The organism is Moraxella porci DSM 25326 (genome assembly GCF_002014855.1).
Classification (GTDB): Bacteria; Pseudomonadota; Gammaproteobacteria; order Pseudomonadales; family Moraxellaceae; genus Moraxella; species Moraxella porci.
On sequence record NZ_MUYV01000011.1, the window covers coordinates 1 to 25,527 of the forward strand.

The 25,527-nt window shown below is 47.0% G+C and carries 20 protein-coding genes and 1 pseudogene; 8 read left to right on the forward strand and 13 right to left on the reverse strand.

Annotated features, from left to right (window positions below):
* Window positions 1–117: 117 nt before the first annotated feature.
* Window positions 118–3,831 carry a YadA-like family protein gene (locus tag B0681_RS07795; RefSeq protein ID WP_078318182.1) on the reverse strand — a complete coding sequence of 1,238 codons (3,714 nt, stop codon included), beginning with the start codon at window positions 3,829–3,831 and terminating at the stop codon, window positions 118–120.
* Window positions 3,832–4,366: 535 nt separating this feature from the next.
* Between B0681_RS07795 and cysM the strand changes: the two genes are divergently transcribed.
* The 3 genes from cysM (at window position 4,367) to B0681_RS07810 (ending at window position 6,449) form a co-directional block, all read left to right on the forward strand.
* Window positions 4,367–5,302 carry a cysteine synthase CysM gene (cysM, locus tag B0681_RS07800; RefSeq protein ID WP_078318183.1) on the forward strand — a complete coding sequence of 312 codons (936 nt, stop codon included), beginning with the start codon at window positions 4,367–4,369 and terminating at the stop codon, window positions 5,300–5,302.
* Window positions 5,303–5,308: 6 nt separating this feature from the next.
* Window positions 5,309–6,085, forward strand: coding sequence for a 3'-5' exonuclease (locus B0681_RS07805; RefSeq protein ID WP_078318184.1), 777 nt, complete (start codon window positions 5,309–5,311; stop codon window positions 6,083–6,085).
* Window positions 6,086–6,260: 175 nt separating this feature from the next.
* Window positions 6,261–6,449: a hypothetical protein gene (locus B0681_RS07810; protein ID WP_078318185.1), complete on the forward strand. Its 189-nt coding sequence runs from the start codon at window positions 6,261–6,263 to the stop codon at window positions 6,447–6,449.
* 115 nt (window positions 6,450–6,564) lie between these two features.
* Here B0681_RS07810 and B0681_RS07815 read toward each other — a convergent pair whose 3' ends face one another.
* Complete coding sequence (locus B0681_RS07815; RefSeq protein ID WP_078318408.1) at window positions 6,565–7,296, reverse strand: sulfite exporter TauE/SafE family protein; 732 nt, start codon at window positions 7,294–7,296, stop codon at window positions 6,565–6,567.
* A 173-nt stretch (window positions 7,297–7,469) separates the two neighbouring features.
* On the opposite strand from B0681_RS07815, the gene rlmD reads away from it, so the two are divergent.
* Window positions 7,470–8,957: a 23S rRNA (uracil(1939)-C(5))-methyltransferase RlmD gene (gene rlmD, locus B0681_RS07820; protein ID WP_078318186.1), complete on the forward strand. Its 1,488-nt coding sequence runs from the start codon at window positions 7,470–7,472 to the stop codon at window positions 8,955–8,957.
* A 62-nt stretch (window positions 8,958–9,019) separates the two neighbouring features.
* Here rlmD and B0681_RS07825 read toward each other — a convergent pair.
* The 4 genes and pseudogenes from B0681_RS07825 to B0681_RS07840 form a co-directional block, all read right to left on the reverse strand.
* Window positions 9,020–10,231: pseudogene (locus tag B0681_RS07825) on the reverse strand (NADH:flavin oxidoreductase/NADH oxidase family protein).
* Window positions 10,232–10,291: 60 nt separating this feature from the next.
* A complete protein-coding gene (locus B0681_RS07830) occupies window positions 10,292–10,615 on the reverse strand; it encodes an ArsR/SmtB family transcription factor (RefSeq protein WP_078318187.1) in 324 nt (107 codons plus the stop codon).
* A gap of 229 nt (window positions 10,616–10,844) precedes the next feature.
* Window positions 10,845–11,867 carry a WG repeat-containing protein gene (locus tag B0681_RS07835; protein WP_078318188.1) on the reverse strand — a complete coding sequence of 341 codons (1,023 nt, stop codon included), beginning with the start codon at window positions 11,865–11,867 and terminating at the stop codon, window positions 10,845–10,847.
* Window positions 11,868–12,019: 152 nt separating this feature from the next.
* Window positions 12,020–13,915, reverse strand: a complete 1,896-nt coding sequence (locus B0681_RS07840) for a DEAD/DEAH box helicase (protein WP_078318189.1) — start codon at window positions 13,913–13,915, stop codon at window positions 12,020–12,022.
* 29 nt (window positions 13,916–13,944) lie between these two features.
* Between B0681_RS07840 and B0681_RS07845 the strand changes: the two genes are divergently transcribed.
* From B0681_RS07845 to mutM, 3 genes are all read left to right on the forward strand, one after another.
* Window positions 13,945–14,157, forward strand: coding sequence for a hypothetical protein (locus tag B0681_RS07845; protein WP_078318190.1), 213 nt, complete (start codon window positions 13,945–13,947; stop codon window positions 14,155–14,157).
* A 265-nt stretch (window positions 14,158–14,422) separates the two neighbouring features.
* The gene (locus tag B0681_RS07850; RefSeq protein ID WP_078318191.1) at window positions 14,423–16,789 is read left to right on the forward strand and encodes a RelA/SpoT family protein; all 2,367 of its coding nucleotides are present in this window, start codon (window positions 14,423–14,425) and stop codon (window positions 16,787–16,789) included.
* Window positions 16,790–16,861: 72 nt separating this feature from the next.
* Window positions 16,862–17,749 (forward strand): bifunctional DNA-formamidopyrimidine glycosylase/DNA-(apurinic or apyrimidinic site) lyase, encoded by an 888-nt coding sequence (gene mutM / locus B0681_RS07855; RefSeq protein ID WP_078318192.1) that lies wholly within the window; start codon window positions 16,862–16,864, stop codon window positions 17,747–17,749.
* A gap of 66 nt (window positions 17,750–17,815) precedes the next feature.
* On the opposite strand, the gene B0681_RS07860 is transcribed toward mutM, so the two are convergent.
* The 7 genes from B0681_RS07860 to rpmI form a co-directional block, all read right to left on the reverse strand.
* The gene (locus tag B0681_RS07860) at window positions 17,816–18,766 is read right to left on the reverse strand and encodes a cell division protein ZipA C-terminal FtsZ-binding domain-containing protein (RefSeq protein WP_078318409.1); all 951 of its coding nucleotides are present in this window, start codon (window positions 18,764–18,766) and stop codon (window positions 17,816–17,818) included.
* Window positions 18,767–19,037: 271 nt separating this feature from the next.
* The gene (locus tag B0681_RS07865; protein WP_078318193.1) at window positions 19,038–19,298 is read right to left on the reverse strand and encodes a type B 50S ribosomal protein L31; all 261 of its coding nucleotides are present in this window, start codon (window positions 19,296–19,298) and stop codon (window positions 19,038–19,040) included.
* Window positions 19,299–19,490: 192 nt separating this feature from the next.
* Window positions 19,491–19,799: an integration host factor subunit alpha gene (locus B0681_RS07870; protein WP_078318194.1), complete on the reverse strand. Its 309-nt coding sequence runs from the start codon at window positions 19,797–19,799 to the stop codon at window positions 19,491–19,493.
* Between the two features lie 752 nt (window positions 19,800–20,551).
* Window positions 20,552–22,948 (reverse strand): phenylalanine--tRNA ligase subunit beta, encoded by a 2,397-nt coding sequence (gene pheT, locus B0681_RS07875; protein ID WP_078318195.1) that lies wholly within the window; start codon window positions 22,946–22,948, stop codon window positions 20,552–20,554.
* Between the two features lie 61 nt (window positions 22,949–23,009).
* Window positions 23,010–24,056, reverse strand: a complete 1,047-nt coding sequence (gene pheS / locus B0681_RS07880) for a phenylalanine--tRNA ligase subunit alpha (RefSeq protein WP_078318196.1) — start codon at window positions 24,054–24,056, stop codon at window positions 23,010–23,012.
* A gap of 273 nt (window positions 24,057–24,329) precedes the next feature.
* A complete protein-coding gene (rplT, locus tag B0681_RS07885) occupies window positions 24,330–24,686 on the reverse strand; it encodes a 50S ribosomal protein L20 (RefSeq protein ID WP_078254653.1) in 357 nt (118 codons plus the stop codon).
* A gap of 30 nt (window positions 24,687–24,716) precedes the next feature.
* Window positions 24,717–24,911: a 50S ribosomal protein L35 gene (rpmI, locus tag B0681_RS07890; RefSeq protein WP_078254654.1), complete on the reverse strand. Its 195-nt coding sequence runs from the start codon at window positions 24,909–24,911 to the stop codon at window positions 24,717–24,719.
* A gap of 187 nt (window positions 24,912–25,098) precedes the next feature.
* On the opposite strand from rpmI, the gene B0681_RS07895 reads away from it, so the two are divergent.
* Window positions 25,099–25,446 (forward strand): YnfA family protein, encoded by a 348-nt coding sequence (locus tag B0681_RS07895; RefSeq protein ID WP_228143888.1) that lies wholly within the window; start codon window positions 25,099–25,101, stop codon window positions 25,444–25,446.
* The last annotated feature ends 81 nt before the right edge of the window (window positions 25,447–25,527 follow it).

Genomic DNA, 25,527 nt, shown 5'->3' on the forward strand with positions numbered 1-25,527 from the left:
GCGGTCATCGCCAGTGCCACTGCTGAAGCAAAAAGTGTTTTTGGGATTGTATTCATCATTATTCCTTAAAATTGGTAAATCTGCCCTACGCTCAAGGCAGATTTTCATCTTGTTAAATTACCACTGCCAACCCAAACCTGAACCGATGGTGAAATCACCTTGGGTGTTGGCACTGCCAGACATCTTAAAGATCAGCTGCTCATTATCGCTTGAGCTTGAGAAACCGACCGCTACAGCACTTTCGCCTCTATGATGACCAAGACCAATACCCAGTAGGTTCGCGCCAGGACGCGTTACCTGCGGAATATTGACCATGGCAGCGTTACCCGCCACGCCTGCGCGATAGTCTTTGTCCAAATTATCGATACGGCCGTGGATATTGGTGTCTGCCGCCTTGATATCCGCTGTCAATTTATCCGCCACTGCATACAGCTGACTGCCGTTGATGGCATCGGTTGAAGTAGCAGTGATACGGCCGGCTGCGACATTTTGGATCTGACGCTCGCTTCCAACTGCGCCTACTGATACTGCACTAGTCGGCGCTGCACCAGCAAATGTACCATATGTGACATTGTTAATGGTAGCTGAACTGGTTGGCGTAACCGCACGAGTTACCGAACCTGCACCCAATGCCACATCACCTTCAGCTGTTGTAGCCTTGGCTTCTGCACCGATGGCAACATTACTATCTAAATTAGCAACTGTATCACGACCTAAAGCAACAGTGTCATTAAAGCCAATAAAACCGCCATCTGGATTGGCACCAGTATTAGCCCATTGTCCGATGGCGATGTTATCATCTCCATCAACACCCGAGCCTGCAAAATAACCAAAAGCCACATTATTGCTACCGATACTACCCGTATCACCTGCTTCAGTTTTTTTGCCAGAGCTGCCTATCTCGCCTGCGCCAGCATAGTATCCAATACCGACATTATTCTCACCTTGTTTGTATGAACCTGCCATTGTCCCAATATAAGAGTTCCAAATACCGCTTGCATCAAAAGCAGCAGATTCACCGATGGCTACAGATGAAGTTAGGTTATTGTCAAAATCTAACGGCGTGCTTGCACCGGCAGCATTGGTACCGATTGCCACCAATCCGCTGCCCACTCGATTATAAGCTGACTGACTACCAAGCAAGACGCTGTTTGTTGTATTCGAAGAATTACCAGCTTGCGAACCAATCATCACTGTACGGTCAGCCATAGTGGCTTTGGTGCCTGCCTGCTCACCAATGGCGACTGCGCCAGAACCCACAGCATTTGCACTTGTGCCGATCGCGACCGCCATTTGACCATCAGCCTTGGCACTCATACCTGCAGCAAGTGAATACAGTCCTGTTGCACCACCCTTGGCATCTACTGTGCCTTCGTTGGTATCAGCATCGCCGACCGCTTGATTTTTATCGCCAGTATTGACATGGAAATAGTTGGTGCGATTGGCTGCAGTATCGACTGCTGTCAATTTATCCGCCACTGCATACAGCTGACTGCCATTGATGGCATCGGTTGAATCAGCGCTGATACGGCCGGCTGCGACATTGGTGATGGTGCGTTTTTGGGTGTCGTTACCAACAGAAACGGTTGCGATCGGTGCCGTACCTGCAAAGCCATCATAAGTGACGCCGTTAATCGTCGCAGAGGTGGTGGCAACCGCTGCTGTCGTTCTAGCACCAGATCCTAATGCTACCGCATTGGCATCATTGGTAGTGGCATTAGAGCCTAAGGCAAGTGCCTGCACACCGCCTGCATAAACGCTAGCACCATTACCAAAAGCAGCTGATTGAAACGCTTGTGTTTGAGCTGCGCCACCTGCTGCTAGGCTTGCTGCACCTGTTGCTCGGGCGCCGCTGCCGACTGCAGTTGCATTGGCAGCGGTTGCCCATGCACCATTTCCCAGTGCTGTCGCAAAATTTGCAGTAGCTTGTGAGTCAGAGCCAATAGAAGTAGAGCGTGTTCCGGTGGCATCTGCCGAATAGCCATTGGCTGTGCTAAAGGCACCAGATGCGGTTGATGCTGCGCCTAATGTTGTGGCACCGGTAACAGTAGCCCTAGAGTAAGTACCAATAGCTGTGGCATTTTGGCCAAGCGCTTCGGCATTAGCGCCAAAAGCAGCAGCATTTTCCTGAGTAGCTTGTGCATAATTACCAACAACAGATGAATTGTAACCCGATGCAGTTGCTCCGCCGCCCACGGCCGTGGCATACTCATTAGTTGCCTGCGACACCCAGCCAATAGCTACAGCCTGTGTACCTTTTGCACTCGATCTGGCTCCGATAGCAATTGGGCTATATGCAGCTCTTCCATTCTCTTTAGCTGCCGCATTGGCCTCAAAACCTATACTAATCGCACCGACCGCCGTTGATTGAGCCGTGGCATTTTGACCAATGGCAATATCGTGTGAATTCAACGCCTTAGCATTCACACCTGCCGCAATCGCACCGGTTGCTGTTGCACCACCCTTGGCATCTACTGTGCCTTCGTTGGTGGTGGCATTGCCATCGGCTTGATTCGCATTGCCGGTATTGACATGGAAATAGTTGGTGCGATTGGCTGCAGTATCGACTGCTGTCAATTTATCCGCCACTGCATACAGCTGACTGCCGTTGATGGCGTCGGTTGAATCAGCAGTGATCTGACCGGCTGCGACATTTTGGATCTGACGCTCTTGACCGACATCACCTACCGATACCACACTGGTCGGCTCTGCACCAGCAAATTTTTCATATGTGACATTGTTAATGGTGGCTGAACTGGTTGGCGTAACCGCACGCGTTACCGAACCTGCACCCAATGCCACATCACCTTCAGCAGTCGCTGCCTTTGCGCCTTTACCGATGGCAATAGCTGTGTTCTTTTGAGCAGTGGTTTCTTGACCGATGGCGATGGTATCATCGGCATATGCCACTTTAATACTTTCATCGTTCATCGAGCCAGTCTTATTTTTGTCATCAAATTTCCAAGCCGCATTGGACATCTGACCGATAGCGATATTGTCATTACCATTTAGACCCAGTCCAGAGTATGTGCCGAAGAATACATTGTCGTGACCCATAGCCCCTGTTCGTATGCCTGAGATATCCACTGCTGAATAAGATGCCTGAGCTGCGCCTGCCAAATAACCCATGCTGACATTATAGTCGCCATGTCTATAGTAACCAGCCTGAGTTCCTATATAATCATTATATGTGCCTGTGGCATTGACAGCAGCAATATTACCTATGGCTGTTGTATAAGCTAAACCTTCAGGAAAACCTGGATTTTCTGTCGTTGACATTTCGTAAGAGCCAGCGCCATTACCGATTGCGATCAAACCACCACTACCTGTTCGATTATAAGCTGAGTGTGAGCCCACCAAGATACTGTCTGATGTGCTTGACTTTGTACCAGCGTACGAACCAATCATAATCGTGCGATTTGCTACACCCTCAGTACCAGCCCTTTCACCAATGGCAATTGCGCTAGAATCCGCGGCATTTGCGCCTGTACCGATTGCGATCGCCATTTGACCATCAGCCTTGGCACTCATACCTGCAGCAAGCGAATATAGTTTTGTTGCGCCAGCCGCATCCGTCACACTTCCCAAGTTCGTTGTCGCATCACCGGTTCCGCTGTTGGTGCCGTTATTCACATGGAAATAAGTATCTTCTGCCATCGCCTGAGCTGACAGCAATGCCGCTACACTGATGGCTGATGCGCCAACAAGCGTCGTTAACTTGCTTGAGCCGACAGTGGTACGACCTGATTTGCCTTTGGCGCGGGCATTCTCAGCGACCGCTGTCCAAGTTTGGGTCGCTTGATTAAATACGATACGATAAATTTTGTTCATAAAACTTCCTGCATTAATAGATTTGAAAAATTAGCTAAAACAACCCATAGCCGACCAATGCCTAGGTTTGGGCAACTGGATGGCTCATTATATCGGTACTTGATTTTATCAAAGGGTATTATTAGATAAAATTGTAACCATTATACTTTGATTCACTTTCTATCACTATAGTTACATACTTACTATACAATTTACATTTTGTTAAACAAAATAGATATCAATAAATAGTTATAAAAATCAATATTTTAGATAAATATTTAAAACAGTAGACATCTTTTAAATTACATTATTTTACACAAAATTACATTATATTACTTAATTTGTATAATTTTTAATCAAATTTTTAAGTCAATAATTCTGTTTAGCGCTCTTAGATTGATGAATTAATATTAAAAATTACGCTGCTGTGCCATCGTGCTGACTACAGGGACAATTCGGCCATGTGATGATGCATCAACTTGCAGTCTGCTCATCATCTACATATCGCAGAAGTATGTTATAATTCACCAAACCATCGATTCTGATATAACAATTTATGGAAATCCTTATGACAGACTTTATCCATCATACCACCACGCTATCTGACTGCGTGGGCAATACACCACTGGTCAAGCTATCCACACTTGGCAAGAACACAGGTGCGACACTGCTTGCCAAGCTAGAAGGCAACAACCCGGCAGGCTCGGTCAAAGATCGCCCTGCCTTTAATATGATCTATCAAGCCGAACAGCGTGGCGATATCAAACCAGGCGATACGCTCATCGAAGCCACCAGCGGCAATACAGGCATTGCCCTAGCGATGGTCGCTGCCATGCGTGGCTATCAGATGACCCTGCTGATGCCTGCCAACTCCACCCAAGAGCGTAAAGATGCAATGACCGCCTATGGTGCCACACTGATCGAAGTCGCTGACGGTATGGAAGCAGCACGAGATCTGGCACTACAGATGCAAGCTGAAGGCAAGGGCATCGTACTCGATCAGTTTAACAACGCTGACAACAAGCAAGCCCACTACCTAACCACAGGCCCTGAGCTGTGGGAGCAAACCGATGGCAAGATTACACACTTTGTCAGCAGCATGGGCACCACAGGCACCATCATGGGCGTGAGCCAATATCTCAAAGAGCAAAACCCTGCCATCCAAGTCATCGGACTACAGCCAGATGACGCTTCAAGTATCGCAGGGATTCGCCGTTGGCCTGCTGAGTACCTACCAGGGATTTTTGATGCGTCATTGGTCGATACCATCATGGATGTCAGCCAAGCCGATGCCGAACGCTATATGCGTAAGCTGGCTCGCGAAGAAGGCATCTTCTGCGGTGTATCATCAGGCGGTGCGGCGTGGGCAGCACATCAGATCGCCAAAGACAATCCTGATGCCGTGATTGCCTTTATCGTGTGCGACCGTGGTGATCGCTATCTATCCACAGGACTGTTTGGTGTCGTCGATGCACCATCAGAGTCAGAGTAAGCCGATATGAATAGCCAATCACCGATACTGGTCTTTGACATTGAGACCATCCCTGATGTTGAGACAGGTCGCCGTCTGTATCCGACACTCAAGGACTTGGATGATGCCGATGCACTGTCTGCCTTGACCGCACTGCGTCAGGCTGAAGCAGGCACGGATTTTATGCGTCTGCCCTTGCACAAGGTGGCGTGCCTGTCGTTTTTGTGGTTTGATGGGGTAAGTTTTCGTCTCAAATCGCTATCGCTTGAGACGATGAGCGAAGATCAGATTTTGGCGACTTTTTTGCGTGCCTTTGACAAAAAACCCACCTTAGTCAGCTGGAACGGTGCAGGCTTTGATATTCCTGTCATCATGTACCGAGCCATGCATCACAAGCTGTCCGCCCCTGCCCTATTCAATCCTGCCGTCAAGCCTGATTATCTGTATCGCTATGGTGAGATGCACATTGATTTGATGGATAAGATGTCTTTGTATAACGGCTATCAACGCCAAAAGCTCGACACCATCGCAAGCTTATGCGGGTTCGCTGGCAAAGGCGATATCGATGGCTCACAAGTCGTACCAATGGTGCAAGCAGGCGACTGGCAAAAGCTTACCACCTATTGTGAATCAGATGTGCTGAACACTTGGCTGATTTACCTTAGATGGCTGATTTTGACTGGCAAAATGGACACGCCTGCCGCTGATGGACTGATCGATGCGACTTATGGCTTTGTGGAATCACTGCATAATGCCGATGGCTCATTGCGTCATCAAGGATTCTTGGATGCGTGGGTGCGGTAGAGACTTGAAAGTTGGGTGAATAAATCCAACTTTTTTTATACCTCGTCACTGATATGTTGCATATTACTTGGCCAAAACCTACCCATGGCTTTTTTTGACACCAAAGCATATTTTGCAATTTAATAAAAATACCAGTAGAATAAAATCAATAATAATAGCAAATAAGGAAAATACCATGTTAATCGAAATCAGCACCTTGCCACCCATTATCCAAGAGCAGATTTTACAAATCCAACACGGCGAAACAGTGCAATTCACCAATCATGGTCAGATCATCGGTGAATTGGTGCAAAACCAAGCCACTGATGATAGTGATAGTCTGATGGCAACATTTGGGCTATGGAAAAATAATCAAATTGCCTGATGCCATCATCTGTGCAACAGCAATGTGTCACCAATTGAAGCTTGCCAGCAGAAATCACAAAGACTTTGAGCATCTACCAATCACACTCATCAATCCTATTGATGAATAAGCCCGCTCAAACTCGCTCAAGCACAAATTTCACCATCACCTGCAAAGCAATCACCGTCAAAATCCACGGCATCGCCCCTTTGAGCCATGTCATCGGCATACGATGACGCAGACGCACCCCAAGCCATGAGCCGATGATCGCCGAGACACTCATCAGCACAATCAACTGCCAATAATCCATAAATACAAAGCCAAGCGCCAAATAAGCGACGAGCTTGAACACATGAAAAAAGGTCATCATCGCTGATGCGACCGTCACCACCGTGTGTGTATCGTCGTATTTTTTGGTTAATAGTGGCATATGTAGCGGCCCTGGGCTACCCACAAACATCCCGATACCCACTTGGATAAAGCCAATCAAGTAGAAATTTTCACGGTTTTTAAGCCATCGATTGACAGGCTTTATCCACTGTGTCAGCAAAATATACACCGCAATAAACAGCGGCACCCACTCAAGACTAATCACCCGCACGAGCAGCCAAAACACCGCCGTACCGCCCACCGCCCCAATCACATAAGGCAAGATATAACGCCAATCCATCTGCGCACGCCCAAACCATGCTCGACTGGCATTACTCGCTAGCTGTGCTGTAGCGTGCACAGGCACGATGGCGGTCGCAGGCAAAAATAGTGGCAATAGCCCCACCAAAATCACCCCGCCGCCCATACCGGCAATCCCTGAGATAATCGAAGTCAGCAGATTGGCCAGCGCCAATAAGAGCTCATTTATCGCAATCATAACCACACCCAATGCACGCATCTGATGATGACATTATACCCAAAATCTGCCAAAACTGCGGATGGATTGGGCATAAAATCATCAAAAAGCGGATTATAAACTGTGGTATAATAATCCGTTTACCCATCTATCTATTTTTAGCATTTTTTTAGCATTGATAAGACAGGCAACTCATGACCGCACAACATTCTTTAATCAAAAGCCCAAGCAAAAAAGGCAAGCCCACCGCAAGAGCTCGCAAACGCTTGGCAGATGCACCACCGATTGATTTTACTATCACCAATCTCTCCCACGATGGGCGTGGTGTGGCGGTCTATGAAGCCGATAATGATACGCACAATCCTGATAAAACTGGCAAAAAAATCTTTGTCAGCTTTGCCTTGCCAAACGAAACCGTCTCAGTCAAGGTCACCAGTAGCAAAAAAACCTTTGAAGAAGGCGATGCCAAAGCTGTCGTGAGCAATCCCCACCCACAGCGTCAGACGCCACCGTGTCCGCATTTTACCGTCTGTGGCGGCTGTAGCCTTCAGCATTGGGATGCCGATGGTCAAATCGCCTTCAAGCAATCGGTGCTCTCAGAGCTACTTGAGCATCAAGCAGGTGTACAGCCTGATAACTGGCTACCGCCACTGGTTGGCGATCGCTTGGGCTATCGCACTAAGGCTCGTATGGGCGTGCGTTATGTCGCCAAAAAAGACTCGGCGCTGGTCGGCTTTCGTGAACGGGGCAGTAATTTCTTGTCCGAACTGCACGAATGCCACATCCTAGATCCACGCATCGGCTTTGAGATTGACAACCTAAAAGCACTCATCACCACGCTTGATGCTCGTGATCATATTCCACAGCTAGAAGTGGCGATGGGTGAGACGCTTGACCATGTCCCTGACAGTGCTAAATCAGTCGCCATCATCGTACGCCATATGGTCGCTCTAAGCGATGATGATATCGCCAAACTACAAGCATTCTTTGCCGAGCGTAACTGGCAACTGTTCTTACAGCCCAAAGGCTCAGACACCGTGCATCGCATCGATACCGATGGCGCTCGTGATAGCTCATTGACCGTGCCACCGACGGGCGGACTGTTTTATCATTTGCCAAATTTTGAGTTAACTTATGAATTCTCGCCACTGGATTTCACGCAGGTGAACCTATCGGTAAACCGCAAGATGATGGATTTGGCGTGCAAGCTACTAGACCTTCAAGCAGGTGAACGAGTGCTGGATCTATTCTGCGGTTTGGGAAATTTTAGCTTAGCACTTGCTCGCAAAGTCGGCGAGACAGGCTTTGTCGTCGGTGTCGAAGGCTCGGCTGAGATGACCGAGCGTGCCAAGATGAATGCGATTGCCAATGGCATCCATCACACCGAGTTTTATGCCCAAGACTTGACGCAGGATTTTTCGGATAAGCCGTGGGCGACTGGCGAACATCAGTTTGATGCGCTACTCATCGATCCGCCACGCTCTGGTGCGTGGGAAGTGATGGCATATTTGCCAAAATTCAACGCCAAACGCATCGTCTATGTCTCGTGCAACCCTGCCACGCTTGCCCGTGATACCAAAGCACTCATCGATGCTGGCTATCGCTTGACCCATGCGGGCGTGATGGATATGTTTAGCCATACCGGTCATGTCGAGAGTATCGCTCGATTTGAGAAGGTTTGAGAAGGTTTGATCCATAACTGCAAAACAGCATGACACTTTGATGCCATGCTGTTTTTTTAGGCTTACGAACGCCCTGTAGAAAGCCCTGCTTTACCATTGGCAATAATGGTTTTGGCGAGCACTTTCCACGGCGAAAGTTTAGGGTTTGGCTGTTTACCCTGCCCAATCAGTGCCATCTGATACATATACCAGCCCATGCCCAGCGCCGATGCAAATAGCTTATCCACTTTTTTCACACCTGTCACAATCCGCCCTGTGGTGATGGTCTGATAAGTACCATTTTTAATTTGGTTGGGTAAATCAGGTAGGATAGCAAGCGGACGAGCAATACCAATAAAATCCAAATGTCCACTGTTTAAGGCATCATTCATCGCCTGTTCTGAACGAAAGCCCCCTGTGATAATCAACGGCACTTGACTAACCGCGCGTGCTTTTTCGGCATAATCAATAAAAAAGGCTTCACGCTGCTTCGTGCTGGCTTTGGTGGACATCATCGCAGGGCTTTCATAATTGCCACCTGAAATTTCAATAAAATCAATGCCCAATTCCGACATTTTTTGCACAACTTGAATACTGTCATTTTCATCAAAACCGCCTTTTTGGAAATCGGCTGAATTTAGCTTAAGACCGACCAAAAAGCTTGGGCTCACCACCGCACGAATTCCTTGATAAATTTCTACCAAAAACCGCATACGATTCTCTAAACTACCACCCCATTTGTCAGTACGCTGATTGTGATGCGGTGATAAAAATTGGCTCACAAGATAGCCATGCGCCCCATGAATTTATACACCCGAAAACCCTGCTTTTTCAGCAATTTGCGCGGTGTGGGCAAATTGACGAATGAGCATCTCAATTTCATTGTCTGCCAAAGCTCGTGGCGGATTGATAAAACCGTCCATGCCTTTTAAGGCAACCGCACTTGGTGCAACAGGCACAGGATTAATGACTTTTGGTGATTGCTTACCTGCATGGTTGATTTGCATGATGAGCAAAGTGTCATTTTGTGTACCTGCTTTTGCCCATGCTTTTAGTGTATCTAAACTGCGCTCATCGGTAATGACCACATCATTGATAGAGCCTTTGCCGTTTTCCGCCACCATGACGTTGCCCGTTACCGAGATGCCGATACCGCCTTTTGCCCATGTGTCGTATAGGCGGACAAGTTCATTGGTTGGCTGATTGTGTTTGGCAAGTTGCTCTTCCATGGCGGATTTAAAGAAACGATTTTTGGCGATTTTGCCATTTGTAAATGTAAAAGGTTGAAATAACATAAAATATCCTATTGAGTTAATAAGTTTAAAAATTTAAACTGATTGAATAAAAAAATAATACTAATTTGGTGGATTTTGCTTTGATGGGCAGTGATACGCCATCAGCTGTGCCAATTGCCCCAATTTTTCGGTGGCATCATGCATAGCAATGCTATAAAAACGCTCTTTACCCACCTGCTCCACGCTCACCGTACCCGCTTGTAACATAATCTTGAGATGGTGCGACACCGCAGGACGAGATAAATGCAATCGCTCAGTAATATCACCCACATTCATTGAGCCATTTTCAAGCAGCAGTTGTAGGATTTTATGGCGATTTTCATCGGAAAGTACGGTAAAAATAGGAGTACAGTCTTTCATCAGAGCCATGGTTTGCTGTGGCATAGGTCACCTTGTGTCATTATTTTGAGTTGATAGGTTTAAAAACTTAAACATATCATACCTTGATACCGTCCATTTGTCAAATAAAAAACCAAGCTTTTTTTACAAAGCTTGGTTTTGGCAATTAGCCGATTAGATGGCGATTTTAGGCATCGCCAAATTTGCGAGTTTTTTGGCTTGGCGTTTGGCAAAGAATACTTCTTCGACTTCTTTTGGGCGATGGCTGGTTTTTTTAATATTCAATGCCGACCGTATCTTTTACACCGTCTTTAGTCACAAGCACTTGGCATTGGCGCGACTGTCCATCATCCGGTTTGGACTCAATAAACAAACAATGATGCATAAAAATATTATCATATTCAATAGGCAATATTACATCACCACCACGACCAAATGCACCAAATTTACCATCCTTTGATACGACGATAACATAATCTTTGATGTTGGAATGTATCGCATCAAACTCAATCGGAATCACGGCTTTGCCTGTGACATCTATCACCCCATAGCGCATCCGTTCGTCAGACTGGATGCCGACAAATGCAACTGGCTGATTGCTCAGTTTCGAGTTTTGATTGTCTTCAATTGCAAATGATACTGGATAAAATGGCAATGCTTGATCATAGGATGGCGAGATGACTTCTTTGCCATTTTGGTTAATATAACCAAAGAGACCCCCTTTGCGCACCAGTGCCAAACCATTGGAAAAACTGCGCAAATAATCATAATCCAAAGTAAAGTCCACCAATACCCAATAAGGCTGATTAAAATTTGGCGTGCCATCAGCATCGGTTACAAACTGGATCACGCCCCATTTACCATCTTTGGATAATGGCAATGCACCCTTGTCAAACTTGCCATGCTTATCATATTCAAATGGCAGTATGATACGCCCTTTTCCATCATAGATGCCGTACTGATCATCCAATTTGGCCAAATAAGCCGTACCACCTTGTTGTACCTGCTCATATCGCATTAGGTCATACAGTTCATTATGTCGAACAGGAACAACCACTTTGCCTGATTGATCAAGCACGCCAAATCGCCCGCTTTTCTTTACAATATATTTCCCTTGAGACGCTACAACATCATCATACAATACCATCCAAGATGCCTGCGATGGTGAGTACGACGGTTTTTGTGGCGCATCTGGTGCGTTCGGTTGATTGGGTGATGGCTTTGATTCAGCATAACTGTTGCTGCCAAGCGTGGCAACAAACAATATAAGCACTGTGGTAAATTGTCGTATTTTCATGATACCTTCCTAAATCTACTACTGCAAATTATAGCATGGCTAAATCCCATTGAGATGCGGTTGTTTTTATTCACCGCCCAAAAAACCCAAGAAAAATCAATTTCTTGGGTTTTTGTCATCTAATTAGCACTGATGTAGTACTGATTTGGCACTTAGGCATCGCCAAATTTGCGAGCTTTTTTGGCTTGGCGTTTGGCAAAGAATACTTCTTCGACCGCCTTTGGGCGATGTGATGAACGCGCTTTGGCAAATGGCTTGCCGCTTGATTTTGCCCCTTTATCAAAGCTTGGCTTATCTTTACCAAACTTCTCACGGCGATCAAAACGCTCATCACGCTCTGTACGACGCTCCGCACGGTCAAATGAACGACGCTCACTACCACCGAAACGCTCCGTGCGACCAAACTCACGCTCACGGCCATAGCCACGATCGCCACGATGCTCAAAACGATCCGATGAGCGACGCTCTGCACTGTCTTTGGCTTTGTACGGCTTGTCATAAGCCTTGCCAAAATCACGATCACGCTCAAACTTCGGCTTATCAAACTGACGCTCTGAGCGGTCTTGGCGGTCAAAACGCTCTGAGCGGTCGCCACGGTTGAAACGGTCTTGACGCTCCGCACGGTCAAATGAACGACGCTCACTGCCACCGAAACGCTCACGGCTGTCAAATCTTTGCTTATCAAACCCGCGATCAAAACGCTCTGAACGATCACGGCCATCAAAGCGATCCGAACGACCTTCAAAACGCGGCTTGCGACCATATCCACCACGATCGCCACGACCTTGACCATCACGATCATCACGGCGGCGGTTGCGGCCGCCCTTACGGCGTGGCTCATCGATGATACCAAAATTACGGCGTGGCTCTAGCCCTTCGATGGTAGCTGTGGTCATATCACGCTTAAGATAGCGGTTGATATTGGCAAGCTGTTTATTATCATCTAGGCTACACAAGTTCACCGCTACACCTGTACGACCTGCACGACCACAACGACCGATACGATGGACATAGTCTTCGACTTGGCGTGGCAAATCATAGTTCACCACATGGCTGATGGCTGAGATGTCGATACCACGAGCAGCGACATCAGTGGCGATAAGCAGATCGCATTTGCCTGATTTCATATCACCGACGATGCGGTTACGCTTACCTTGTGGCAAATCGCCATGCAGATAGCGTGCCTTGTAGCCGACTTCGTTTAGGGTGTCGGCAAGCTTTTCGGTAGATAGCTTGGTGGCGGTAAAGATGACTGCCTGTTTGATTTCAGGATTGTTCAGCACTTCAAGCAGGATTTTGTTTTTGTGGTTAAAGTCATCACAAAAATACACACTTTCATCTATATGCGCTGACTCAACCTTGATCGAGACACGTTCAGGATTGGTGGTGAAGCTCTCAGCAATTTTGCCCACAGCACCATCCCAAGTGGCAGACGACATCACCGTTTGGCGAGTGCTTGGGGTGTTTTCTAGGATTTCTTTGATATCATCAGCAAAGCCCATATCCAGCATACGATCGGCTTCATCGAGAATCAGCATATCCAGACCTGATAAATCGATGCGACCTTCACGCATATGGTCAATCAGACGGCCTGGGGTGGCGACGATGACCTGCACGCCCTTGCGTAGTGCACGCAGCTGTCCACCATAAGGTGCACCGCCCACCAAAGGTACGCTAAACATCCCACGCATCCCATCGCCATAGCGACGCACGCTGTCATGCACCTGCAAGGCAAGCTCACGTGTCGGGGTCAAAATCAGTGCATGGATATGCTTTTCAAGCTTTGGTAAGCGGCTCATCTTATCCAGCACAGGCAGTACAAACGCCGCTGTCTTGCCAGAGCCTGTCTGAGCTGATAACAGCAAATCACGGCCATTCAAGGCGTGCGGAATGGCTTGGGCTTGGATGGGTGTTGGGGTGGTGTAGCCACTTTTGGTCAGGGCTTTGATGATGCCTTTGTGCAGACCTAAGTCAGAAAATTGTAGTACGAACTCGCCTGCTTGCTCGTCTGTTTGGGCGGTGTCTGTGGTGTGTAATTGATCAGTCATAAGAACCTTGTATCAGTCATGCCCCCACGATGAGCCAATTTTTTGGTCAAAAAACCGACAAGCCAACTCTAAGCAGATGCTTAAGGCTTGCTACAAAATTGCATTTTGGATTTGGGTGGCGTATTGTCGCTCAACTGCTTGCCGTGGTGCAAAAGCACAATAAAGAACAAGCCAAAATCATCGCGACAGTTAGGACTAATAAAGATAAAATAGACAAAGCAGGTGGCAAGCCACAAACTTAGCAAGAAATCATATCATCACATGGGTCAAGTCAAACTTACCCATCAAAATCGGTGCGATGTCATCAAAAGCGTGTGTGAATTATTCACGAAAAATGAGATTATAGCACAGCTTGGATAAAATTACTTGGATTATTTTATAAAAATTATGCGTCATGACTTTTTGGCATAAAATTTATCGATTTCATCTTTAAAATTACCCTTTTAGGTGCCATAATACATGGGATATACTATATAAAATAAAACTGGTTTGGACAAGGATACAACCGTGGTACAGATTCGTGACAGCCTGCCCTTATTGGGTGGCAACAGTAGCAGCATGGATAGTGCGACACTGGCAGCAAGTTTGGTCGCCAAACAGCTGCATCCTGATTTTAAGGCACAGCTTGCCAATCACAAGCTGGTCAGCGCCCTTGACCACACCAACAGCACCATCAATCCATCCGATCTGAATGTCTCAGACATCGACATCGAAGCATGGATTGCCAAAGTGGCTGCTCGTATCGGCAAGGATGATTTGCCCATTTTGCGTAAAGCCTGCCAATTTGTCCAAATCCAAGTCAACAAACCCCATGTCACCCGCTCAGGTGCCTATATCACAGGCATCGGCATGGCAGATATTTTGGCCTATCTATTCCAAGACGAAAACGCCCTAGCTGCTGCCATGCTGTATCGCACCGCTCGCCGTGAGCTCGTCAGCATCGACACCATCAACAAAAACTTCGGCGATGACATCGCTCAGCTTGTCACAGATACGCTAGCGATGGGTAAACTGTCTGAGAGCATCGAGAGCAATAAGCGACTTGAAGATTATTTTGAGAGCAATCAAAGAGACCAATTATCCAATATCTATAGTATGCTCATCAGCACCACCAATGATGTGCGCGCGGTACTGATCAAGCTTGCTGAGCGTACCTTTGCGATGCGTGAGCTGTCATTCTCGCCGCCTGATCGCCAAAAACGGGTGGCTCGTGAGGTAATGACTATCTATGCCCCGCTGGCACATCGCCTATCGATTGCTCAGCTGAAGTGGGAACTGGAAGATTTGGCATTTCGCTATCTTGCCCCCGAAGAATACAAAAAAATCGCATCGCTACTTGCCGAGAAGCGTAGCGAGCGAGAAGCCTATATCGAGTCAGTCAAAGCCAAACTCAGTGCCGAGCTTGAACGAGCTGGCATCCAAGGCGAAGTCTCTGGGCGTGTCAAGCACATCTACTCCATCTGGCGTAAGATGAAATCAAAGAACCTGTCTTTTGATCAGCTATATGACATCCGTGCCCTCAGAGTGATGGTCAATACCAATGCCGAATGCTACTATACGCTGGGCATCGTGCATGGTCTGTGGCGGCACATTCCTGAGCAGTTTGACGACTATATCACCAACCCCAAGCCCAACGGCTATAAGTCACTGCACACAGCGGTGATCGCTGAGAATCGCACGCTTGAGGTGCAGATTCGTACCTTTGATATGCACTTTGAGGCAGAGCTTGGTAAGGCATCGCACGTCAATTATAAAGAAGGACTAAAAGCCAAAAAAGACGATTATCTCACCCAAAAAATCAGCTCATTGCGTCAGCTACTGGGTCAAGACATCCCTGATGGCGAAGATGAGATCGATCTGGATGTGGATAATGCCGAGCGGATTTATGTCTTTAGCCGTGATGGTGATATCACCGAGCTACCAAAAGGCTCAACAGTGCTAGACTTTGCCTATTATGTACATACCGAAGTCGGCAACCGTGCCCAAGGCGCTCGTGTCAATGGTCGCTATGTACCACTGACTCATCAGCCAAAGACAGGCGATCAGATTGAGATCATCACCAAATCTAGCCGTGAGCCGAATCGTGATTGGCTGATGCCGTCACTGGGCTATATCCACACCAGCCGCGCCAAATCCAAACTGCGTCAGTGGTTCAACAAACAAGATCGCGATAAGAATATCGAGACAGGCAAGGGACTACTGCTCAAAGAATTTGATCGCCTATCCATCGCCGCCAATCAGGTGAACTTAAGCGACTATTTTCAGACGCTCAATGTCAAATCCGAAGATGATCTGTATGTCGCACTGGTCATCGGTGATATCAGTGTCACCCAAATCAGCAACTTGGTCGCCCAAAAACTGCACATCGCAGAACCTGCCCAAGATGTGCCGACCATCGACATCAAGACACCTGTTCGCACCAATAAATTTAAGATTGAGCTTGATGGCTTTGATAATGTCGAGATGCACCTTGCCAAGTGCTGCAATCCTGTGCATGGCGAGCCGATTGCGGGTTTCGTGACTTTTTCAAATGGCGTCAGTATTCACAATCAAGGCTGTCCTGAGTACCTAAGACTGATCGAAAAAGAACCTGATCGTGGCATTCATGCACATTGGCAAGACAGCTTTGGTCGCTATCAGCCTGTGGTAATTCATGTCGAAGCACAGAATGTCTCAGGATTACTGCGCGACCTTGTCCATGTCATTGACCGCGAAAAGGTCAATATCAGCCGAGCCGAAACGGTGAGTAATGACGGTGCAATGAGCCATATGAAGTTTTATGTGGAAGTGGCAGGCATATCGCACTTATCACGCCTGCTCAACAAAATCGAACAACAGCCAGGCGTATTACACGCGCGTCGAGCGACCGCCTAACGCTTTAGTGATATTGACCAATGCCGTGATAGCAAGCGGCATTGGCTTTTTTAACCTATACAGCCAGATACCATGCCAGAATTACCCGAAGTCGAAACCACCAAGGCAAGCCTTGAGCCACTCTTGCACCAAACTGTCGCCAAAGTCAGCATTCGCTATCCGACTTTGCGTTATGCCATCCCCAAGGACTTAGATTCGCTCATTGGTTTTCGTCTGATGGCGGTGCGTCGCCGTGCCAAATATCTATTGCTGGATTTTTATCATCAAGCGGATAATCGCCACAAAACCGTGCTTGTGCACCTTGGTATGTCAGGTAGCCTACAGCAACATCACGACATCGAGCCACGCAAACACGATCATCTGCTCATCGACTTTATCAATGATGATGGCATGGTGACGACACTGCATTATCACGACCCCAGACGCTTTGGGATGATATTGTGGACGCACAATGACGACTACATCGATACACCAGACACCGCCGAGCGGTTCTTGGCACACCTAGGCCCTGAGCCACTCGATGATGCCTTTGATGTCGATTATCTGCGAGCGTTAATTTTCCCTGCCAGCAAAAAACCTGTCGCCAAACCTATCAAAACGCTGATCATGGATCAGTCGGTGGTCGTTGGCGTGGGCAACATCTATGCTGCCGAAAGCCTATTTTTGTCGCACATTCACCCTTTGACACCAGCGTGCCACATCGATGATGATAAGCTTGAAAAGCTCGTCGCCAATATCAAAGACATCCTTGCCAAAGCCATCATTCAAGGCGGCTCAAGCCTTAAGGATTTCACCGTCGGCGACGGCAAAACTGGCTATTTTCAGCAGACGCTACTGGTCTATGGGCGTGATGGTGAACACTGTTATCACTGTGGTAGCCTACTTGAAAATACCAAAATCGGCGGGCGAGCCAGTGTGTATTGCCCCAGCTGTCAGCCAATCCAAGCTCTCAGCACTTAGCCAAAAAAAGATGGTGCCATCAGCCACCATCTTTTTAACATCTACATCCATCAGCCAAAGTCAGTCTCATTGGCCGTGCTGTTCGGCCACCACCGAGCGCAATTTGGCAAAATAAGTATCATCAAACAAATTACCCTGCTCATCAAGCATATCGGCCGACAGATCTTGTGCGATCATATTGGCGACCGAGACCATGCTGTCAAAACCGCGCAGTGCATGCGGATGCGGCAGTGGCAAAAACACCGTCAGCCCCATAAAATGATCTTCAGGCAATCTATTTAGATCAAAGGCGCGCACGCCCTCATGCCCCACCCCCATCATACTAAACCACAGATCGCCTGTGCCATCTTCGTTTTCATAGCGGTGAAACAAGTTCATCACGCCATATTTCATCCCATAAGTGCGCACGATTTCCAGCACTGTTTTGCCTGGCAGTCCTGCAAATGAGTTTCGCGGCATGATGGCGATGCTTACGGTTTCGGTGGCGTGAAGCAAGGGGTCGTTATTTTGGTCAAAGGCCTGACGCTCATCGAGATGTCGGTCGAGCACAGGCGATTGTTTTTGAAATGCCATGTCAGCCGTCTGTTGCGCCGCATTTTCATCAGACGCATCGTCTTGCCAAAGCTTTTCTTCATCGGCATCAAACTCCTCGGCCAGTAGATGCTCATCGGCATCTGACTTGGTGGATGCATGCGCGCGCATTGGCTGCACATCGCTGCTTGTTGGTGTCGTGGCATGCAGATCGTGGCTGATTATCGGTGCACTAGCGACCGCTGCCGCCATGCTGGATAAGGCATCTTCTTGATCGCTAATTTGATCATCAATCAAAAGCTTAGAACTGCGATCAGGCAGCTGTCTGTCCTCGCGTGGGATGATCGGCAGCCCGTATTTGGTTTTTTCGGCGAACTCATCAGACTCCAACGCCACTTGACTGCGTCGCAAATTGCGCAGTACAATCAGCACACCCACCAGCACCACCACGAGCGCCAACACCACCCACATTCCATTCCACTGCATATCCAGCCCCATCAGATATCGCCATCACACACCAGATGACAAAAAATTATTCAATTATGGCAAAACACCACCCAAAACCCATACCCAAAAAATCAACAAATGCTAAAAATCACAGTTTGGTCAAATAAAACACGGGTATTTTATACTAGTTTAGCAGAATTTGATTTTTTCGTCATCCTTTGAACTTTAAAACATGAAAAATTGTTACAATTTTTCCTTAACAAACAAAAAAATCGCCCCCGAAGAGACGATTTTAATATCAAGCGATGGCTTATTTTTTGCCACGGTTTGCAAAAGCACCGAAACGCTTGTTGAAGCTTGCAACACGGCCTTCGTTTGCAGTTTTGCGTTGTTCGCCAGTATAGAATGGGTGCGATGCACTTGAAATATCCAATGGGAAGTATGGGTACTCTTGACCTTCGTATTCGCGAGTTGTCTTGGTAGCAACTGTTGAACGAGTTAGGAAATATACATCAGCATTGGTATCGTGGAACAATACTTCGCGGTATTCTGGGTGAATGTCTTTACGCATGATAAATCTCTTATCCAATTAACCTAAGCACTAATAAGCACTGCTGGCGCACCAGATCAGTGGAACATAGCCACGCCATCACCAACCTATTTGGCATGCCGCACCATGTTTGTCTATGTTATTAGCCATCTTAAGTGGGAACATAAAGCCAATATTTTAGCAAAAACCAACTTGAGTATCAAGCAATTTTGCTTACTTTTCGCCGTTTTGGTTATTTTGGCTATCGACCCAGCCACGCAGTTTTTGACCTGCCTTAAAGGTCACCACACGGCGTGCTTCGACAGGGATGCTCTCGCCAGTTTTTGGGTTGCGTCCTGGGCGTGATTTTTTGTCCTTGAGTTCAAAATTACCAAATCCTGACAGCTTGACTTCTTTGCCATCAGCAAGGCTTTGGCTAATCTCTTCAAAAAATCCATCCACCAGCTTGCGCGCCTGCTGACGGGTCAATCGTAGGCGAATGGTCAGCTGATCTACCATATCCGCCTTGGTCAGTGCACTCATGATTTTATCCTTATGTATCAATAAGCTACCTAATGCACGATTTCAAATTCAATCGTATTTATCATTGTACACTTGATTGTATGCTTAATGCAATTTAAATTTTTATCTCAAAGCGATTTTTGGTCAATTAAATTGGTAAACACCACAACACAACAAACTATGGCGAGTGGGTCTTATCAATATTTTCAGTCATCGGTCAAATATATAAGATGCACAGGGCAAACCATTGCTTTTTTAATGATACTAATTTTAAGCACTCCGACTCATTCAGCTAAGCCATATATTTTTCAAAGACATACCGAGCAGCATATTCATCACATCTATCGAAATCACGGATAAAATTATATAAAAAATCACTAACTTGATAATTAAACTGAAAAACAATGAAAGCTATTTGCTCTTGTATTAAGAAAAGCTCATGAATTAAATCTTTTGACTAATCAAAATCCAAATTCTTTGCTTGCTCCATCTTAAAGCGAATGGAATATTCCGCTTGATTTAATATTGATTGAACTTCCTGATTACATCTTTCAATTATCAGTAAATTATCTTTTAGAATATCCAATTTTATCTGCACATCCATAATACATCCCTTAACGATTACTCTGGTGGGTAGAGTATGCACGATGCACCGCACCACTACCCATTGTATACCAAATCCTTTGTCCTATAATCAAGACCGCCACAAAGCACACTGTGGCGGTCTTGGCTTGATGGTTTTAGCGTATGATAATTACGCTACAAATCACGCATCAGTCACGCAGTTTGGCACCGTGCTTTTCATCAAGTACAGCGACAACTTTATCCACTGCTTTTTTGATTTGTTCATCTTCAAGCGTCGCATCATGGTTTTGGAACACCATCGCAAACGCTAGTGAACGCGTACCTGTCGGCAGTCGCTCGCCAGTATAGACATCGAATAGCCACACATCTTGTAGATAACCACCTGCTGCCGCACGGATGTCTGCTTCAAGCGACTGCCAAGCAATATCAGTATCCACAAGCACCGCCAAATCACGGCGTACGCTTGGGAATTTGCTTGGCGCTTTGATGGCAGACTGCGTGTGATTGAGCGCAATCAGCTTATCTAGGTTCAGCTCAGCGACCCAAACGCTCGGCAGATCCATCGCTTTGGCAATGCTTGGATGTAGCTGACCAAACCAGCCCAGACGCTCGCCATTCACCGACAGATAAGCACTTTGACCCGGGTGCAAGAAGTCCAAATCTGCACGCTCATAGCTGATATGTGCTTTATTTAAGGTCGCAGGCAGCAGACTTTCGACATCACGCTTTAGATCAAAAAAGTCCATCGCACGGTTGGCATGGTGCTGCTCAGGATATACCGTGCCTGTCGCCACGATGGCAAGGCTTGGTGTCTGCACGAGGCTTGCCACATCCGCCCCAACAAAGCTCAGACCTGTCTCAAACAGACGCACACGAGCCTGCTGACGGTTTAGGTTGTAGCTGACCACGGGTAATAGGCTTGATAGTAGTGTGCGACGCATCACCGCCAAATCACTTGAAATCGGATTGGCAAGCGGTAATACCGAACCCAGACTTTCATCATCAAATAGTGATTCGATCTTAGCATCGCTAAAGCTAAAGCTCACCGCTTCATGGTAGCCAGCATCAGCTAGGGTAAGCTTGGCAACATGAATCAAATCCGCCGTATCATCATAACGCATATCCACAGCAAAGCTTGGCAAGCGTACGTCGATATTATCATAACCATAGATGCGAGCGACTTCTTCGACCACATCTTCGGCGATATTCATATCAAAGCGATGGCTTGGTGCTTGGCAGATAAGTGTATCACCCTTCAAGCTGGTGGCGATTTCTAAGCGGTTTAGAATATCGACAATCTCATCGCTTGAAATGGCCACACCCAGTAGCTGCTCAACTTTTGCCACAGGTACACGGATGCTATGGCGGGCAGGTAGCTTATCTATCGCTTCGACTGTGGTGATTGCTCCTGCTGCACCGCCTGCAACACCGATAATCAGACTGGTCGCTCGATCAAGCGCCGTGCGTGGCAGCTCAAAATCCACCCCACGCTCAAAACGCTGTGATGCATCCGTATGCAGACCAAAGCGACGCGCACGCCCTGCGATGGCAAGCTGATCAAAATGTGCACTTTCTAGCACGATACTGGTCGTCTCATCGCTCACCGCTGAGCGAGCACCGCCCATAATCCCTGCCAAGGCAAGTACGCCAACATCATCAGCAATCACTAGCTCATCACCTGTTAATGTGATTGTCTGCTCATTCAACAGCTCAACCGTCTCACCTGCCACAGAATCACGCACCACGATATCACCGACAATCTTATCAGCATCAAAGGCGTGCAGCGGCTGACCCAGCTCAAGCAGGACAAAATTGGTCACATCCACCAAGAAATTATGCGTACGCACACCTGATGCAACAAGTGCCGACTCCATCCATTCAGGTGTTGCCACACTGCGATCAATACCATCGATACGCTGTGCCAAATAGCGTGGGCAAGCGGTCGTATTCGCCACTTGCACGCCTGTGCTTGCTGTCGCACTTGGGCTGATGACATCGAACTGTACACGGTTAAGCGGCAAGCGATTGATCACTGCGATCTCACGGGCTAGACCCAGTACGCTTAGGCAGTCGCCACGGTTTGGCGTGATGGCAATCTCAAAAATCTTAGCATTTAAGTTCAAATAATCACGCACATTCACACCAATCGGTGCATCATCAGCCAGCTCAAGTAGGCCATCAATTTTATCTTCAAGTCCAAGCTCAGATGCGCCGCACAGCATCCCTTGTGACTCCACGCCACGCAGTTTGCCTTTTTTGATCTTAAAGCCCTTGTCATCATCGCTTGGTAGCACCGCACCGATGGTTGCCACGGCAACTTTTAGACCGACACGCACATTAGGCGCACCGCAGACGATTTGTAACAGCTCGCCCGTGCCGATATTGACACGCGTGACACGCAGACGGTCGGCGTCAGGATGCTGAGTACATTCGATGACTTCACCGACCACGACACCACTAAACGGTGGTGCGACCATCTCCATGCCATCAAGCTCAAGCCCTGCCATGGTCAGCTGCTCGCCCAAAGTCTGACTATCAACGCTTGGATTTGCCCATTGTCTTAGCCATTGTTCACTGATTTTCATACGATTTTTCTCTTTGTAATTTTTAAATTTTGGTTGAATTGTTGAAAAACTTGTTCAATGTTTAGCCAAATTGCTTTAAGAATCGCAAATCATTTTGGAAGAACAATCGCAAATCATCAATGCCATAATACAGCATCGCAAATCGCTCAATCCCCATACCAAAGGCAAAGCCAGTGTATTCATTTGGGTCGATGCCACAGTTTTTGAGTACTTGTGGATGCACCATACCACAGCCAAGCACTTCTAGCCATTTGCCATTGTCCGATAAGATATCTACTTCAGCTGATGGCTCGGTGAATGGGAAAAATGATGGGCGAAAACGCACGGTCATTTTTTTGCCAAAAAACGCATCCAAAAACTCATGAATCAAGCCTTTAAGCTCAGCAAAATTGCTTGATTTTGAGATCATCAAACCTTCCATCTGATGGAACATCGGTGAATGCGTCTGGTCAGAGTCGCAGCGATACACACGGCCTGGGCAGATGATACGAATCGGTGGCTCGCTCTTTTCCATCGTGCGAATCTGTACGCTACTGGTGTGTGTGCGTAGCAAATAATGCGTATCAAAATAAAAGGTATCATGCATCGCACGGGCAGGATGATGGCCAGGGATATTTAGGGCTTCAAAATTATAATAATCGCTTTCAACTTCAGGGCCTGTCGCGACACTAAAGCCAGCTTGCACAAAGAACTGCTTCATGCGTTCGGTCGTCTGGGTAATCGGATGTAGCGTACCTTTTGTTGCACCGCGTGCTGGCATGGTGATGTCCACTTGCTCACTAGCAAGCTTGGCATTCATTGCCGCTGCCGCTAGGCTTTGGGCTTTGGCATCCAAAGCACTGCCGATACGCGTACGCAAGTCATGCAGATAAGCACCATATTGCTTTTTGGCATCGGCATCTAGGCTACCCATTTGCTTAGACAGTGCGGTCAGGGCGGCTTTTTTACCCGTCAAATTCACACGAAACTCTTGCAAAGTCTTTTCGTCACAAGCAGTCTCAATCAACGCCACCGCCTGATCGCCAAATGCGGTCAGCTCATCAGGACTGATGGTGGCAAGCGGTGCGTCCAAAGTGGGCAAATTCACGGTAATCTCAGGCTGTGTCATAATATCTCTTTTATCAATCTTGCCCAAATAGGCAGGCGTTATTTAATCATAGTAAAACTGATTATTCTAAAGAATTGGGTCTATTTTGTAAATGATTTTGGGTTGGTAAATCAGCAAAATTAAAAAACTTTTGTTGTATCTGGCTGATTTTTACCATCTGTCTGCCTATCGCTAGCATTCACTGACTTGATTGCTTATCAAGCATGACAATTCAAACAGCACTAAAAACAAAAACCCCACTCAATGAGCAGGGCTTTGTGTCTGATTGACAGCTTATGCTAGAGCAGCTTTTGCTTTTTCTGCGATTGCAGTGAAAGCAGCAGCATCATGCATAGCGATGTCAGCTAGAATACGGCGGTCAATCTCAACATTTGCCTTTTTAAGGCCGTTGATTAGACGGCTGTATGACAAACCGTTTAGGCGAGCACCAGCATTGATACGAGCAATCCACAGACGGCGGAAAGAGCGTTTTTTGTTACGGCGGTCACGATAAGCGTATTGACCAGCTTTCATAACAGCTTGTACTGCTACACGATACACACGAGAGCGTGCGCCATAGTAGCCTTTTGCACGAGCTAGAACTTTTTTGTGACGGCGGTTTGCTTGTACACCACGTTTTACACGAGCCATTTTATTCTCCTAAAATATCCGAAAAGTTGATTAGATGTATGGGCACATACGACGGATTGAAGCCACGTCTGATGCGTGCACCATAGTGCAACCACGCAATTGACGGATACGCTTTGGAGATTTTTTGGTCAAGATGTGACGCTTGAATGCTTGCTTACGCTTGAAGCCGTTTGCAGTTTTCTTGAAACGCTTAGCGGCACCACGTTTGGTCTTAAGTTTCATAATAACCTCTTTAAAATCAAAAGCCTATCGGCTTGATGAATACCTGTTCGCCAGTCGATTTGGAATCAATCCAAACGCTGTCTAAAGGTGGGAGCGCACATTATATCAAAGCCTTTGATCAAAAACAAGCCGAATCTTTCTTTACTTACACCCCCACAAGCGTTACAATAACTGTATTTGGCACATGCTTATGACACCACTTCAAACTGTTCAGACCTTAGGTTTGTTTATTTTGACTGCCATCGCTGAGATCATTGGGTGTTATTTGCCTTATTTGATTTTGACGCATCAAAAAAGCGCATGGTTATGGCTGCCTACTGCGTTGAGTTTGATGGTATTTGTCTATCTGCTGACACTGCATCCAGCTGCATCGGGGCGCATTTATGCTACTTATGGCGGCATCTATATTCTTTGTGCATTGGTATGGTTGGCTGCTGTCGATAAGATCATGCCAAGCGCGTGGGATCTGGCAGGTGGTGCTTTGGTGATGGCGGGCGCACTGGTCATCATCTTACAGCCCAATGGCTTTGGACGCTGATTTAGCCCCATCATTGATCACTATGACAAAGCTGCCATCAAACTGTCATCATGATGACATAATTGTGGCCTAAGATAAGCT